At 66.3% G+C, this 15906-nt stretch carries 11 protein-coding genes and 1 tRNA gene; 4 read left to right on the top strand and 8 right to left on the bottom strand.

What is annotated here, in order from left to right:
• On the top strand, window positions 1-1590 hold the full coding sequence (locus tag AB0O89_RS11535; protein WP_363497637.1) for a DNA polymerase Y family protein: 1590 nt from the start codon (window positions 1-3) through the stop codon (window positions 1588-1590).
• Entirely contained in the window at window positions 1590-5141 is a 3552-nt protein-coding gene (locus tag AB0O89_RS11530) for an error-prone DNA polymerase (RefSeq protein WP_363497766.1), read from the top strand. The genes AB0O89_RS11535 and AB0O89_RS11530 overlap by 1 nt, the downstream gene beginning before the upstream one ends.
• Before the next feature lie 3 nt (window positions 5142-5144).
• Here the strand turns inward: AB0O89_RS11530 and AB0O89_RS11525 are convergent, their stop codons facing one another.
• Both AB0O89_RS11525 and AB0O89_RS11520 read right to left on the bottom strand, forming a co-directional pair.
• A complete protein-coding gene (locus tag AB0O89_RS11525) occupies window positions 5145-5282 on the bottom strand; it encodes a hypothetical protein (protein ID WP_363497634.1) in 138 nt (45 codons plus the stop codon).
• 210 nt (window positions 5283-5492) lie between these two features.
• Entirely contained in the window at window positions 5493-5774 is a 282-nt protein-coding gene (locus AB0O89_RS11520) for a Fe-S cluster assembly protein HesB (RefSeq protein ID WP_195692006.1), read from the bottom strand.
• A gap of 153 nt (window positions 5775-5927) precedes the next feature.
• Here AB0O89_RS11520 and AB0O89_RS11515 point away from each other — a divergent pair.
• Together AB0O89_RS11515 and istB are read left to right on the top strand one after the other, a co-directional pair.
• Window positions 5928-6002: transfer RNA gene (locus tag AB0O89_RS11515), tRNA-Arg, on the top strand.
• 637 nt (window positions 6003-6639) lie between these two features.
• Entirely contained in the window at window positions 6640-7452 is an 813-nt protein-coding gene (istB, locus tag AB0O89_RS11510) for an IS21-like element helper ATPase IstB (RefSeq protein ID WP_068476904.1), read from the top strand.
• 167 nt (window positions 7453-7619) lie between these two features.
• Here istB and AB0O89_RS11505 read toward each other — a convergent pair whose 3' ends face one another.
• From AB0O89_RS11505 to AB0O89_RS11480, 6 genes are all read right to left on the bottom strand, one after another.
• Complete coding sequence (locus AB0O89_RS11505) at window positions 7620-7754, bottom strand: hypothetical protein (RefSeq protein WP_363497775.1); 135 nt, start codon at window positions 7752-7754, stop codon at window positions 7620-7622.
• A gap of 299 nt (window positions 7755-8053) precedes the next feature.
• The gene (locus AB0O89_RS11500) at window positions 8054-8386 is read right to left on the bottom strand and encodes a hypothetical protein (RefSeq protein WP_363497630.1); all 333 of its coding nucleotides are present in this window, start codon (window positions 8384-8386) and stop codon (window positions 8054-8056) included.
• A 513-nt stretch (window positions 8387-8899) separates the two neighbouring features.
• Window positions 8900-9784, bottom strand: coding sequence for a hypothetical protein (locus AB0O89_RS11495; RefSeq protein ID WP_363497627.1), 885 nt, complete (start codon window positions 9782-9784; stop codon window positions 8900-8902).
• A 317-nt stretch (window positions 9785-10101) separates the two neighbouring features.
• Window positions 10102-11130: a hypothetical protein gene (locus AB0O89_RS11490; RefSeq protein WP_363497624.1), complete on the bottom strand. Its 1029-nt coding sequence runs from the start codon at window positions 11128-11130 to the stop codon at window positions 10102-10104.
• Complete coding sequence (locus AB0O89_RS11485) at window positions 11130-13841, bottom strand: hypothetical protein (protein WP_363497621.1); 2712 nt, start codon at window positions 13839-13841, stop codon at window positions 11130-11132. Before AB0O89_RS11485 ends, AB0O89_RS11490 begins: the two co-directional genes overlap by 1 nt.
• Complete coding sequence (locus AB0O89_RS11480) at window positions 13838-15898, bottom strand: hypothetical protein (RefSeq protein WP_363497618.1); 2061 nt, start codon at window positions 15896-15898, stop codon at window positions 13838-13840. The genes AB0O89_RS11485 and AB0O89_RS11480 overlap by 4 nt, the downstream gene beginning before the upstream one ends.
• Between the last annotated feature and the right edge of the window lie 8 nt (window positions 15899-15906).

Raw genomic sequence — 15906 nt, 5'->3', positions numbered from 1 at the left:
ATGCCTGCCGACTCATCCCTGCGGGCTCCGACGCGAAGCCTCGTGGTCTGGATGCCGGACTGGCCGGTCGTCGCCCTGACCCGAGACGGACCGCATCCGCTCGACCCTGCCGACCCGATCGCCGTGATCGAGAAGAATCTCGTTGTCGCCTGTTCTGCCGCGGCACGGCGTGACGGGGTACGCCGGGGATTGCGTCGGCGTGATGCGCAGGCACGCTGCCCGGCCCTTGCGATCGTGTCGTCCGACCCGGTACGCGATCATCGCGCATTCACGCCCGTCGTCGCTCAGCTCGAAGAACGCGCGCCGGGGGTACAGATCATTCGCCCGGGACTGTGCGCGATCCGCGCTCGCGGCCCCGCCCGCTACTACGGTGGTGAGTCTGCCGCGGCGCGGGTCCTCCTCGAACGGATGCGGGAACTCAGCCTCGTCGATGTACGCATCGGGGTTGCCGACGGTCCGTTCACCGCCGAGCAGGCTGCACGCAGTGCGACCACGGCAGCTGATCCCATCCGCGTCGTGCCGGAGGGAGCGGCATCCGCGTTTCTCGCCCCGCTGTCGGTCGCCGCACTCGCTGATGCAGACCCGGGACCCGGCATCGTCGACCTGCTCGCACGCCTCGGCATCCAGACCCTGGGTGCGTTCGCCGCGATGCCCGAAGAGCGTGTGCATGAGCGGCTGGGTGAGCGAGGAGTCAGACTCCGGGCGCTGGCCGCAGGCAGCGACTCGCGGCAGATCGAGCCCCGTGTGCCGCCGCCCGAGCTCGCGCGTGAGATCGCTTTCGAACCGCCGCTCGAGCTTGCCGAGCAGGTCGCGTTCGGGGTGCGCCAGAGCGCGGATGCCTTCATCGCGGGTCTCGGGGCGATCGACCTGGTGTGCACCGAGGTGCGCATCGAGCTCGTCGGCGACCGCGGCGAGCGCAGCGAGCGGGTGTGGCTGCATCCGGGGTCGTTCGATGCTGCCGCGATCGTGGACCGGGTGCGCTGGCAACTCGCCGAAGACGCAACCGACCTTCTGACCGGTGTCGGACTCGTGCGGATCTCGCCCGAGGCGGTGGATGCGGCATCCCACCACACCCCAGCGATTTTCGGCTCCGGTCCCGAAGAGCGGGTGCACCACGCTCTCTCGCGGGTGCAGGCGATGCTCGGTCATCGGGCGGTTGTGACTCCCGCTATCGGTGGTGGGCGCTGGCTCGCCGAGCGGCAGGTGTGGGTGCCATGGGGTGATCGGCTGCCTCGCGACCACCGCACGCTCGCCGCCGAACGCGCCCGTCCTTGGCCCGGGAGCCTCCCCGATCCGCTCCCGGCCACGGTGTTCGCTGATCCGGTCGCGGTCGAGGTGGTGTCGGCATCCGGGGTCACCGTCTCGGTCGATGAACGCGGGCAGCTCACCGGCACGCCGACGCTCATGATCGAGACCGGGCGTCGGCGGGCGGTGGCGGCGTGGGCGGGGCCGTGGCCGGTGATCGAACGCGCCTGGGATGCGAAACGGGCGCGGCGGGCTCACCGGTTCCAGGTCGTGGATGCCGACCAGACAGCCTGGCTGCTGGTGTGCGAGCAGGGCGCGTGGCATGCCGAGGGGCGGTACGACTGATGGGATTCAACAACCCGTCGGTGTCGTGGTCAGAGATGGAACGGCTGCTCAGCGACCGCCGCCGCCCGAAGCCGCCGCCCGGGGACGGGGGCGACAGCCCTGCGTGGTCGCACAAGCGTGGGCCATACGTCGCTCCGCCGATCGAGCGACCCGCCCAGACCGTGCCGTACGCCGAGCTCCACGCGCACTCCTCGTTCTCGTTCCTCGACGGAGCATCCTCACCCGAGGACCTCGCCGAAGAGGCCGAGCGGCTGGGGCTTCACGCCCTAGCGATCACCGATCACGACGGGTTCTACGGCATCGTGAGGTTTGCCGAAGCCGCCGAACAGCTGAGCCTGCAGACCGTGTTCGGCGCCGAGCTCTCCCTCGAGCTTCCGAAGCGGCAGAACGGCGAACCCGACCCGGTCGGCGCCCATCTGCTCGTGCTCGCCCGGGGAGAGGAGGGATATCACCGTCTCGCCTCCGCGCTCACGCGCGCCCAGCTGCAGGGCGCCGAGAAGGGGCGTCCGCACTACGATCTCGAGCAGCTCGCGGCCTTCGCCCGAGGGGAGGAGCGCCTCGACGGGCTCACCGGAACCCGCGGCCGCTCGGAATGGGCGGTGCTCACCGGATGCCGCAAGGGCGCTGTCCGTCGTGCGCTCGCCGATGGAGGGCCGGATGCCGCAGCCGCCGCCCTCGACGAGCTCGTCGCCCTGTTCGGTCTGGACGCCGTGCATGTCGAGCTCATTGACCACGGCAATCCGTCAGACACGCGTGAGAACGACATCCTCGCCGCGCTCGCCGCCGATAGGGGCCTGCCGCTGCTCGCGACCAACAACGTGCACTATGCCGCCCCGACGCGCGCGCAACTTGCTGCGGCGGTGGCAGCGGTACGCGCGAACCGGGGGCTCGACGAGCTCGACGGCTGGCTTCCCTCCCATGCCGGCGCGCACCTGCGCTCGGGGGCGGAGATGGCCGAGAGGTTCGCCCGGTATCCCGGCGCGGTCGCCAACACCGTGACCCTTGCCGACGAACTGGCCTTTCCGCTGCGCCGGGCCAAACCCGCGCTCCCGAAACTCCCCGTCCCCGAGGGGCACACCCCGATGACGTGGCTGCGACATCTCGTGTGGGAGGCGGTGCCCCGCAAGTATCCGGATCTCTCGCCCGCGAACCGTGACCGCATCGAACGGGAACTCGGCGTCATCGAGATGAAGGACTTCCCCGGGTACTTCCTTATCGTGCACGGCATCGTGCAGGAGGCGCGGCGGCGAGGCATCCTGTGTCAGGGGCGCGGGTCGGCGGCCAACAGCGCCATCTGCTATCTGCTTGATATCACCGCGGTCGACGCGATCGCCTACGACCTGCCATTCGAGCGGTTCCTCTCGAGCTTGCGTGACGAAGAGCCCGACATTGACGTCGATTTCGACTCCGACCGGCGCGAAGAGATCATCCAGTGGGTCTATGCCACGTACGGGCGGGATCGCGCCGCGCAGGTGGCGAACGTCATCCAGTACCGCCCCAAGAATGCGGTGCGCGACATGGCCAAGGCGCTCGGGTATTCGCCGGGGCAACAGGATGCCTGGTCCAAGCAGGTCGAGCGTTGGGGGGCGTCGCTGGAGAGCGGCCCCGAGCACGACATCCCCGACCAGGTCATCGCGTATGCGGGGGAACTGATGAAGGCGCCACGGCATCTCGGCATCCATTCGGGTGGGATGGTGCTCACTGAGCGGCCTGTCGGCGAGGTCGTGCCGATCGAGCACGCGCGCATGGAGAACCGCACCGTCATCCAGTGGGACAAGGATGACGCCGCCTGGATGGGCCTCGTGAAGTTCGACCTGCTGGGGCTCGGGATGCTCGCGGCCCTGCAGTACTGCTTCGACATGATCCGCGAGGCGACGGGGGAGGAGTGGGAGTTGTCGACCCTACCCAAGGAAGAAGCGGCCGTGTACGACATGCTGTGCCGGGCTGATTCGATCGGGGTCTTTCAGGTCGAGTCGCGCGCGCAGATGGGGCTGCTGCCGCGCCTGCAGCCGCGACGGTTCTACGACCTCGTGATCGAGATCGCCCTCATCCGTCCCGGTCCGATCCAGGGCGGTGCGGTGCATCCGTTCGTGCGGCGCAAACTCGGCGACGAGAAGGTCACTTATCCGCATCCGAAGCTCGAACCGGTACTCAAGCGAACGCTCGGTGTGCCGGTGTTCCAGGAGCAGCTCATGCAGATGGCGGTCGCGATCGGCGACTGCACCCCCGAGGATGCCGATCTGCTGCGCCGGGCGATGGGGTCTAAACGCGGGCTCGAGCGGATCGAGTCGCTGCGCGAGAAGCTGTATGAGGGGATGGCGCGCAACAACCTCGTGGGCGAAGACGCCGATGCGATCTACGCGAAGATCCAGGCGTTCGCGAACTTCGGGTTCGCTGAATCCCACTCCCTGTCGTTCGGGCTGCTCGTCTACGCGAGCTCGTGGATCAAACTGCACTATCCCGCCGCGTTCCTGGCGGGGTTGCTACGGGCCCAGCCGATGGGGTTCTACTCGCCGGCGACCCTCGTCTCGGATGCCCGCCGCCACGGCGTGGAGGTACGCCGTCCTGATCTGCACGCCTCGGGAGTGTGGGCTGGGGTCGAGCCGTTGATGCCGGATGCGGCATCCGTCCCTCCGTTCATCCGGGAGGGGCAGGACGTTCGGGAGGATGTTGCGGGGGATATTGACCCTCCCGAATGGTCACAACCTCCCGAAACGCCATGCCCTCCCACGCGGATGCCGACGCCGACGGGCATGGATGCCTGCACGCACCGCACCCAGCCCCCGGTGGGCCTGTTCGATCGTGACGCCCCCGACGAATCCGCGGCCCACCGGCGCGACGGAAACTTCGCAGTGCGGTTGGGTCTCGCGGGGGTCAAGGGCATCGGGCAGCCGACCGCCGAGCGCATCGTCGCCGAGCGAGATTCGCACGGGCCGTTCCGCGACCTGCGTGACCTGGTCCGCCGGACGGGAGTGACCGAGGTGCAGCTCGAGGCTCTGTCTACCGCTGGTGCTTTCGGGTCGCTGGGGATCTCCCGCCGCGAGGGAGTGTGGCTCGCGGGCGCGGCGGCCCAGGATCGCGCCGAGTATCTCCCCGATTCGCTCGTGTCGGTCCAGCCGCCGCTGTTCACAGACCCGACGAGTTACGACATCCTGGCCGCCGACCTCTGGGCGACGGGGGTCTCGACCGACGATCACCCGCTCACGCACTACCGGGCGCCGCTCGATGCTCGCGGCGTGCTGACCTCGCGCGAACTGCGCACGCACGAAACCGGCCGCCGCATCGAGGTCGCGGGACTCGTTACGCATCGCCAGCGGCCCGCGACGGCATCCGGCATCACCTTTCTCAACCTCGAGGACGAGCACGGCGTCGTCAACGTCATCTGCTCGGTCGGGGTCTGGAACAGGTATCGGCGCGTCGCGCGCGATGCCCCTGCGCTCATCGTGCGAGGGATGCTGGAACGCTCGCCCGAGGGGGTGACGAACGTTCTCGCTGACCGCTTCGAAGACCTGCGTGTCGGGGTGCAGCACCGATCGCGAGACTTCCACTGATCGTCACAGAGTCGGGCGTCGAGAGTCGTAGACACTGACCTCGGGGCGCCGCCCATAACCGTCGCGAGCGATGGCGCGTGCGATGCCGATCGCGCTCGCGACGATGGCCGTGATGAACAGAACGAGGATGATGACGGACACGGTGGCTCCCTTCCGCCTCCATGTCACCCCGTCACGGATGCCGCACCCCACGGCCACCCTGCCGTGCGTGGCCCGGTCGGGGACGGGATCCGCGAAAACACAAGGTCTCGTGGTGGTGCCGCGAGCCAGCATCCGCCGATTGGACTGCCCCCACCGCGCCAAAACGGCCCCCGACGACCGAAGTCATCGGGGGCCGTTGTCGCTGGGGGATCAGCCCTGTGCGGCGAGCGCGAAGCGGACGGTGCCGTCCTGCTCCAGCTGTGCGTCCAGGACGCGATCGTTGAGCGCGAGCGATGCCGCCGTGTCGAGGAACACGCGTGCGCCCTCGGTCACAACGACGGTGTCGTCGGGCTCGGGAGCTGGTGCCACGCTGAGCTCGAAGCCGGTCTCTGCGCCAGCGTCTCGAATGCGAAGACCGCCGTCAGCTGCCTGCGGCACGCGGGCGACGATCGTCTTGACGGCCTCAGCCGCGGTGTCGGTCATGGTGAGCATTGGTGCTCTCCTTCCGTTGCGGTCTCTGGGCCAGCCACGATTCCGAGAGTTGGCGGCCGTCGCAACCTCACAAGCGCCATACCCAGGGGATTCCCATGTTCAGATGCCGCGCGGCTCGCTCGCTCCCGGCGCCGCCTAGAATGGATGCCGCCAGCCTCTGTAGCTCAATGGAAGAGCAGTTCCGTCCTAAGGAAACGGTTGGGGGTTCGAGTCCCTCCAGGGGCACCAAAAGTTCGTCTTTAGAACCCTGAGAGGCCGAAAACCCTGTGTTTTCGGCCTCTTCTGATTCCTTGAGATCTTCCGCGGGCGTTGAGGCTGCGCCGAAGACGAGTTCGAAGAGGTCGGTGAGTTTTCCGTTCGCGTCTTCGTCCTCGCAGATCAGGATGCGTGTAAAGAACGCCTGGTTGTAGGCCCGTCGTAACGCGTCGGGTGCTCGTCGGTAGGCCTCGTAGCAGCTGATCATCACAGAGGAGCGCACCGCGACCCGGCAAGCGCTGATCGACTGGCGCGGGAATCGCTACTCCGTCCCGCCCGAACTCGCCGCCGCGAAAGTCGAGGTCCGGCAGCGGCTCGGCGCGGACATCATCGACATCGCCACCGCATCGGGGACGGTCGTCGCCCGCCACCAGGTCGCCGAACCCGGCCTCGGCGTCACGATCCGCGACAGCGGCCATGTCACCGCACTGGAGGCCATCGCGATGGCGTCAGCGACACCAGGACGCCCGCACCGCCGCAAAGAACGCATCCCACCCGGCAGCGCCGCGCTGCGCGCTGCCGCAGCCCTCACCAGCGCTGCAGCGCAGCCTTCGACCGTGATCAGCCTGGCCGCTTACGAGCAGGCCGCGAAGAACAGGAACACCCTCCGATGACCACAACCACAGCCACCACGACGGCAGCGAGCGTCTATCAACAGCTGCGCGGCCACCTCACCGACCTGAAACTCGCCGACGCCGCGGACGCCCTCCCCGCCGTCCTCGACCAGGCGCAAGCCGAAGGATGGACCCTGACGCAGGCCCTCGAGCACCTACTGCGAGTCGAGGTCACCGCCACCGACGCCCGCCGCTTGGCTGGCCGGTTCCGTTTCGCGAACCTCCCCACCGGGCAGACCCTGGACGACTTCGATCACGACGCCGCATCCGGCATCGACCGGTCGCTGCTGGCCGAGCTCGGCACCTGCCGGTTCATCGACACCGCCACCAACGTGCTCCTGATCGGCCCGCCCGGCGTCGGGAAGACCCACATCGCCACCGGCCTCGGCCACGCCGCCGTCACCGCCGGCTACCGCGTCTACTTCACCTCCGCCGCCGACCTCGCCGCCCGCTGCCACCGCGCCGCGATCGAAGGCAAGTGGTCGACGATGATGCGTTTCTTCGCCGGTCCGACCCTGCTCATCATCGACGAGCTTGGCTACCTGCCACTACCCGGCGAGGCCGCCTCAGCCTTGTTCCAGGTCATCAACCAGCGCTACCTGAAGACCTCCATCGTGATCACCACGAACCGGCCGGTCGGAGCCTGGGGCGAGATCCTCGGCGACACCACCGTCGCCGCAGCCATGCTCGACCGGCTCTTGCACCGATCCGTCGTGATCACCCTCGATGGAGCCTCTTACCGGCTCCGCCACCACGCCACCGCCGCAGACGAACTCCGCCGCGTCACGACCGGCACGAACCTGCGCTAACCTGACCACGCGACCTGAGGAATTCCGATGAGCAACTCTGGGGAATTTCGATGAGCGCCATCATCCGCTCGCGGAGGCTTAGGGTGGGTAGTTCCGGATCTGCCTACTAGCGCCTGCGTCGCTGGTGTCGGCGGCGCACGAGAACTGGATAGAACGCTTCTTCAAACTCAGCGGGTGGGGGCGTCGTCGAAGTAGCCCCGGAGGCGCTGCTTCTTGTGCCAGTGCACCCGTCCGAGGGTCGCCAGTTCCAGATCCTCGACCGAGGGCCAGGGAACGTCGCAGTGATACGCGTGGTGCGGCACGGCGCGCAGACAAGGAGTGGGATGCTGCTTGAGTTCGTCTAGCTCGATATCGCGAAGCCGCGGCGCGACTCACTGTGTGAAATCACGATCGATCAACTTCGCGATAGTTCCCGAGTTGCGTCCAAGTGACGCTGCCAGTTTGGACTGCGATCAGACACAGAACTTCGTAGTTCGAGCGGGTCCATGACCTTTCCCGCACCTCTTCATAGGCTGCGCTCCTTCATCAGTCGCTGCGAGCTGCGGCGTGATCGCGTCTTGCGCCATGCGTAGTGCCAGCCCGCCACCCTCCTCCTCGTGAGTCATGCTCCCGAGATAAGAGGGCCGCGCTCTGACGCATCGCCATCATCGGGGCGAGGCTGAGCAACTGTTTTTCTGGACGAGGGCGGCACGAACGCAGCCCAGCAAGCCCAAGTTGCGGCAGCTGCGGCGGCGGCCAGCATGAAGAACCAGCCTGGACCGAGTTCGACTGATACTGATTTCGTGGCTTCCGAGAGGTCGTAGCTGCCCAGCCCTGCTTCAAGGAGACTCGCGGGCGCGGAACCTGGATCGACTCCGAACAAGCCCCATAGTTCGTTCGTCGTCGGCATGGCGGCGCTGACGCCGCCGATCACGCTGTTGGCCACGTTGGTCATGGCGGAGATGAGCCATAGTACGGCGACCCACGCGACGATAGGCGTGAGCAACAGGATTGATCCCATCTGCACATACCCCCCACTCGTGACGAGTGCAGTTGCGGCCGCGACGATGACAAAAGTTGTAAGGAGCAGAACGTCGATGAAGTGCCCTGCGGCGAAGACCTGGATTCCTGGTAGCCCTGGTAACCGCGCTGACAACCATGGTGAGAAGTAGGACGCGCCGATTGCGCATAGGGGGGCGAGAAGCCAGAGTCCGCTCAGCCGCCGCCTGCGGCGCTTTTTCGGGTGGGGATCGCGGCTCCTACGTCCGATGGCAACGAGTGCAGCGACAACTGGCCCCAAGAGCGGCGCGAAGATCCCAAGCAGGATGCCCGCCCAGAGCGGATAACCAGCCCATCGGGCGACTGCTCCGCCAAAAAGAGCACCGGCGGCCACCAACACCGCGACAGCGAGAGCGGCTGTCTGCCAGAATAGGGCGACCCAAGCATCTGGTCCCATTGTATCGTCTGCCTAGAGAGCACCCGATAGACTCAGTGCCCACTTGAGGGGATCGACGGCGCGAAACGGCGTGATCCCACGCCCATCGAGCATTTCGCCGCGTGGCGCGTGGCCGAGCACGGATACGGCGAAGTATCGGCACTCGATGGGCTTGCGGTCTGCTGGATTCTCCAGCATTGCGACGATTCCCGCCCCACCGAGCTTGAGAATGAGACTCCGGATCTCGGCGCTCAGGAGATCGCCGTCGGCTGAGTCATAGGCCAGTCCGTTCTCGCTGGGGTCCCGTGCGAAGGCGGCACCTCGGTGTGCCATCAGCTCGCTCCATTGAGGGCGGTCGGTCAGCATGCGGAACTCTTCGAGCGCATCGAACTTGGACATGACCACACCTACGGGCGGTCGGGTACTCGACGTTGCCCCTTCCCTCACGAGCGTGAGCACGTTGCCCATTACCTTCACCGGATCATCGCCGATCTCGGGCGGAAGTGGCACCACTCCGGCGAGGTTCGCTTGCACGTCCTTCACCGCGAACGGATCGAAGAGAAAGAGCACCGCATCCGCCCGGCCAAAAAACGAGAAATGCTCGCGCTCGGTTGGGAGGTTCTGCATGTCCTCCCCGGCGACGTCACGCAGGACGAGGAATTGGCGCTTGCCCCGGACGTTTCCTAGATCGAAGATGAGCGGACTCCTCTGGTAGGCGCCCTGCAGGTCGGAGCGTGGGGTGGACTCGAGTGTCCCCCTCGCGTTCAGGGGGTCACGGTAGTTGACCTGGAATGTCCGCGCGATATCCGGAGAAAGTGGCTGCAGCTGAGAGTTGGCGTGGGTAAGAAGAAGATCCGATAGGCGGTCGATTCCCATAGCGACATACAGGCTCTTGCCGGTCGCGCGCGCGCCGCTCATGACGACGCATGTTACGTTCGCGGCTCCCCACTGTGGGGGGAGAACAAACCGACACACAGGACAGGCATCTGCCATTGCACGCGCGCACGCAGGACATGCCGGCTGCGGAGGTGGCCACGCTCCCGCGGGGCGACCCGCCTGCTTCGCCCGCTGAATGTGGGCTACTCGATCGTCGAGGTAAACAGGGCGCGCGGGTACGTGTGCTCCGTGGAAGCGGGTAGCAATCGGATCTTGGTCGTCTGTCGCGCACGATGTGTTATCGCAGACCCACGCCTTTTGTTCGACACCCAGGGTAGAGAAGCACTGAGGGCACTTGATCATCGGGGGGCCTTTCCGGTCCGGGTGTCGGTATCTGGTGAGATGCCGCGCAGGAGGGAGGCGACGACCTCTGCCACGGCTGTGTCGGGGGGAGTCACCTCGGTTCCCCAAGTCGCTAGGTCAATGAAAGTCGCGGGGATGCCCCCGACCGCTGGGCCCGGGGCGAGGGAGATGTCACCGAAGATGACGAGGTGAGCCTTATGGCCGGCGCCGCTGGCCCGCTGCGCGAGCATCGTGAGGTCGGAAGGGACGTCATCAGTGACCACCCACGACGTAGCCCCTGAGCGTGCGATGGCTGGGTACAGTTCACGGTTGGACAGCCCCGCGCCGCTGGATCGAGGTGTTGCTGTGAGGGCGGTAATGACGGTCTCGCAAAGAGCGTCGGGGCGTGAGACCGACGGGCGGGCGTTATCGCGCCCCGAGATCACGACGCGCACGTCTCCGTCACCTACGACAGAGCAGATACCTGCCATGACGTCGGCGATATTCCGCACCGAAGCATTTCCGAGCGCGCGAAAGGACGCCGATCCGTCCACGACAAGGTGTGTTTCGATACGTTCGGATGCAGCCAATCGGGATGCGTCAATGATGTCCACCGCTTCCGCGCGTGCGCGCTCACCCAGCTCGGAGAGGGCAACGATCTCGCCGTCTCCAGCTGCGACTCGAACGATGAGTTGTCCGTTCTCGACGCGTAGGGTCGCGATTTCCTCGGAGCTTAGGCCGGCCGTGGCAATCGGCCCGATCTCGACTGCGGTGGTCCCCGCTTCGGCGACGAGGCGAACTGTGGTTGCTGGTGGGAAGACATGTTCTGCGTCTACGCGAAGGGTCACGCCGTCGAGGTGATCCAGCCCTACGATGATTGCGCCGGGCGGCGGCGGAACGGGCGGACGCGGAACATCGGCGCCGTCGCGGGCGATAGCTCTCACCGTCACGGGCACGGTTGGGGGGGTTGCGTAGGCGCGTACGACAAGAAGAGTCGCGGGCACCTTCGCCTGCTGCTCGCGTTCCCTCAGGACGGTGCGCTGCATCAGTCATCACCTTTCTGGCGTCGCAGGAAGCCTCCGATGTTCTCGACGAAGCCGGGGCCCTTGGGTCCGTGCTCCCTCATCCACTTCTTCGCCAGCTTCTCGGGAAGCGCGCGGTCGTCTGGGAAGTACCACGAGATCTGCTTCGCGAGCGCGATGGCGTCCAGCTTGGCGGCATCGCCGTTTCCGTGGATACCGCGTTCGGCGATGACGTCGAGCAGCCTGCTGCCGTCAGGCAGGAGGATCTGGGTGAGCGCGGGTCGCAACGGGTCGCCGGGACGCTTCGACAACTCGTCTGCACTCGCGGCGACAGCGGCTACGAGGCTGACAAAAGTGATTGCACGCAACGATGCTTCCCGCGCGCGGGCGTCGAGATACGGGAGTGTCAGCGCCGCCAAGTCGGGGTTGTCTTTCACCGTTCGAATGGCGGCCTGGATGACCTGCGCGTCACGCCGGGGCGGCGCATTAAGCGCGGGGGACTGCATCGTCGCGATGGTGAGTGCGGTGACTGCAGGAGCCAAGGAACGCAACGCCGCGTCTTTTGTCGGCGCGGGCAGGCTCTCGTCGTGAAGCACCATGCTAAGACTCCCGACGAGCCTTTCGAGCATGTGCGCGTCGGTGGCTGGGGTTGAAGATAGCTGGATGGTGCCAACTGGAGCACGGAAGTTCTCGATCGACTTCGCGTTCTGCACCGTGGATGCAAGATGCGCGAGGTTTCGATGAAGTCCCGGCAGTCGCTTGATGCGTGCGGCTTCCTCGTACGTGGACCGCATGAGTCCATTGATGATCGCTTGGACGGGAACCCCTGTCAGTTCATCGCTTGTGACCCGGATCAGTTCACTCCCGCTCCAGGACGAAGCGACGATCGCCATCACGGCAGCACCGTCCGCGGGCACCGCTCCCCATTTTCCATACCGTGAAAGGTATTGCGTCGTCAGTAGCTGCGCACGGGCAAGGTCGCCGGTCGACTCGACGTCGAGGGCGAGAGCATCCCACTCGAAGGGTGTTCGCGGTGCCGCCCCGGAGAACTGGAGCAGCGGCGAGCGGCCGAAGAGGGCACGGAGCACTGCGGGGGGTGTCGCATAGACCGAGACTGGGCTCATGACCGTGCGCGCGTCGAGAGCGGGAATGACATAGGTCGTGAGGGTAGCGTCATCGAGCTGCGCTGCGGCCGCGGCAGATACGGCGCCGGTGCCGAGCTTTGCGAGCAATTCGACCTCCTGTGCGGCGAGATCAGCGAGACGTTCCTCGAGAGCCGGGACAGTGGGGCGCCCCTCCAGCGCCCGGGTTACAAAGCCGACGAGGCGCAGCCGCGCGAGAGTCCGCGATAGGTCGGGGGGCTGCTCCAGAGCGGTGGTCAACGCTGATTGCGCTGCGGGGAGGAAGGCGTCGATCGAGGTGGGCGGGGGGAAGGGGACCGGTGCGACTGTTTCTGCGGTGAGCCAGGTGGGGTTGGTGACCGAGTGCGCGAGATAGGTGCTTGCGATGAGCTGGTATGTGTATGACGCTGGCGGCGTGTGCCGAAGGTGTTGCCATAGTGCGGAGGGCTCGGTACTCAGCGCCCGCTGTGTCGCACCCTCTGCTGCGTCCCGCAGCTCGGCATCTGCGCCCGCTGACGCGGGCGTCGCTCGCACGACGATCTTCTCCGCAACCGCCGCCGCATCGGGGTAATCGGTGCGCAACAGGAGGATGCTCATCGCGAGAGGCCACATCGGATCGAGCATCGTGGCGTCACCGGTGCGTCGCGCGATTGAGTCGATCCCGTCCATGTGGACGGCGGCGTCATCTCTCGTGAACATGCTCAACGTGACAAGTTGCGATGCAGGACCTGCGGGAATGGAAAATCCCCCCGGGAGCTCGTGGGACTCGCCGGGCGAGCCCACGGTGATCTCGGTGTGCGGGTCGAGGACGATCACGTCCCGTTCCAGCTGCACCGCATCACTTCGGGGGACAGCCGCGATGAGCACTCCCCGCGCGAATGCACGCTCCACTGAGTTGCCGTGATCGCTTGCCGACCGTTCGTACAAACTGAATCCGAGTCGTCGCGCGTCCGCAAGCGAGAGCAGCGCAGAGACGGCGCCGATCCACAGGGCGACTTCGCGTTGGTCATCGAGGTGAAGCACGACGCGGGGGCCTCCCGCGAGCGCGGCGCACGCGGCGTCGACGAGGACTGCGAGTGTTCCTATGCGCCAGTACCCGGGGTCGAAAAGGAAATCGAGGATGTTCTGTCGTGTGACCTCAGCGCCGGGATCCGGAGGTGCGTCCGGGAGAGTTGAGGCTGCGATATTCCCATACTGGTGCGGGCTCAATAGATCCGGTGAGCGCCACAGCGAGATGGGGTGGTGACGCTCTGCCACGACGTCCGGATCTCGGTCAAGGATCAGGTGAGAAAAGACGTTCCCGGCGCGTCCCGCGCCGTCCGCGTCGACCTGGGCGGCGTGCCAGTAGACGCCGGCGTGGTTGAGGTGGGTGTATCCGAAGCGTCGAGGTAGCGCCTCGTACACTTCCGAGCGTTGGCCGACTCCTGGGAACGGGACGTGACTCTCGAAGCGTGTGACGGCGAAGGAGATCAGTTCTTGCATCTCTTCCTCGTTCGGCGCACCCCGCGTCTCCTTGACCCGCCAACCTGCGGATGCGCCGGTCGCGGTGTCCGCAGGAAGAGAGCCGTATGTCAGCTGAGCCCACCGCGGGCGGTCGCGATCTTTGTCGTTCATCGGCGGATGAGCCCTCCGACGCGCAGATCACCGACGGGTGGGTCGAGCAGGGCGATGTACGGCTGGTAGCGCGGATCGTCGAGGAAGAGGCGCACGTAGCCCGATCCCGAGATCACCGATGACCATGCAGCCGGCTCGGCTTTCCAGCCCGGCTCGGCGTGGCCGTTCGTCGAAAGTCGGCCCACCTCGATGCGTTGCACCGCGTCCGCTGCCTCCTCGACATCGCGGACAAGAGCGATGTGCGCGGTGGCATCGCTTACGGTCAGCGGAAGACGATCGGGATGGAACGCCAGGACGAATCCGACACCCGGATCGAGGCTCAGGTCCCGCTCGCTCCGGATCGTGATCTTTGGACGACGGGCGGACGCCGTCAGACCGAGACCGAACGACAGCTGGTAGTCCACGAGGAGCACGGGAGTGTATTCGATTGACACGGGGGTGCTGCGGACCGTTTCTGTGCCATGCGACGAGTACGCCACGAAATGGAGGGCGCATTGCTGGGGAAGTTGCTGTCGCGTGAGGCGCAAGCTGCCGCGCGCTTCATAGTCGTTGCGGGATATCGAGGCCACCGCCGGGCCGGTGATGGCCTCGAGGACGGGCATATCACGAGGCCCGACGTACACGCGTACATCGTTGGCGCCCTCGGGGAAATCGAACGTGACAAGCTTCTGCTCTACCCTTTCGATCAATTTCACGCGCTGCACGGGCGGAACCCGGATGCCCGTCACTGTGTTGCCGAGATAGGCCTCGTCGCTAAGCTCCACGACGGGCGTGAAGAAGGCTTTCGACCATTCGCGAGGCCAGGGCACGCGGTGCATTGTCGACGCGCCGTGATCTCTGTCCACTGGGTGCGTTAGGCGCGCCTCATCGGGGAGTCCCGCGGTCACTAGTGCTCCGACGGCGATGGGTTTGACGTCGTAGCCGGCGGCTGGTGGCCTACTCGTGCGATAGATCGTGACGCGGCCGCTCGGCGGCGTCGTCCACGTGAGGTCGAACCATGCGCCGTCTTCGTCCTCTGAGAGTGTCAGTGCGAGGTCGGTAACTGGGTCGTGCGGTTCGTAATGGACCTCGCGGAGGGTCGGGGTCGATGTATGGGTCTCACCGTTGACGTTCGCCTCGGCGAGGATCTGGTAAACGTAGCGTCGACCGGGGGTCGCGTCGGCGTCGGAGAAGCCGCCGCGTAGCGGACGGTCCGCCTGGATCCGGTAGCTGGGGTTTCCGAGCCCGGCGGTGAAAGCTTCTTCGGCAGGCACGCGATAGACCGCTACGGCAGCAGTGCCCGGCTCGGCGTCCCAAGTGGCAGTGACCACCGCGCCTGAATCCACGCCAATCAGAACGTCTCGCGGAGGTGCGACCACCACGCTCATTGCGACGAGGACGGGTTGTTGTAGTGCGGCCTCGGAGAGTGTGGGGCCCGAGTGGCGCCATACCTGATAATGCCGCACGGCATGATGGAACGGCTCGCGGTCCTCGACGGGGCCACCCGCACTAACCGCGACGACGGTCGCGCTGTCGGGGTTATACGGTGGGTGCTGATCGCCGCGCACGATCCGATCCACGTAAACGCCGTTCCCTGCGGGCCACGTGAGCACCTGCGTGCCATCGGGCGTGAGCGATGTCGACACCGCTGCAATCTCGCCCGGGGGGACGGTTCCCGCATACACGGCGAAGCGGAGGCCAGCTAAGTCCACAGGATCGCCGCCTCCAGTCGCCGGTGTGGGCGATGGTGGAGTGACGACCTGCTCTGGAGTTGCAGCATCGGCGATGGTATCGGGTGGTGATTCTGACGCGACGCTGATCCCTGCAGCGGCAAAAGCCTCTTCGATCGCATCCGCGAGTTCTTTCACGGTCGGCGCGAAACGAGGGTTCGCGCGGATCTGCTTGGCCGTCACATCGTCTGACATGGCGACGGCGCGTTGCGAGGGCACGGTAAACAGCTCGCCTAGCGGGTGTTCTTCGGCTATGAGCTGCTCTGCGAGTTCGCGCATCACGCCGAATCTGCGTCCACGTGGGCTGCCCGGATCGTCCATGGCGCCGTAAGCGGCGGTCTCTGACATATGCGCTG

It is taken from the genome of Microbacterium sp. NPDC076895, assembly GCF_040687115.1.
GTDB lineage: Bacteria > Actinomycetota > Actinomycetes > Actinomycetales > Microbacteriaceae > Microbacterium.
The sequence above is the reverse complement of the archived record's forward strand: the minus strand, read 5'-3'. Positions and strand labels throughout refer to the sequence as shown.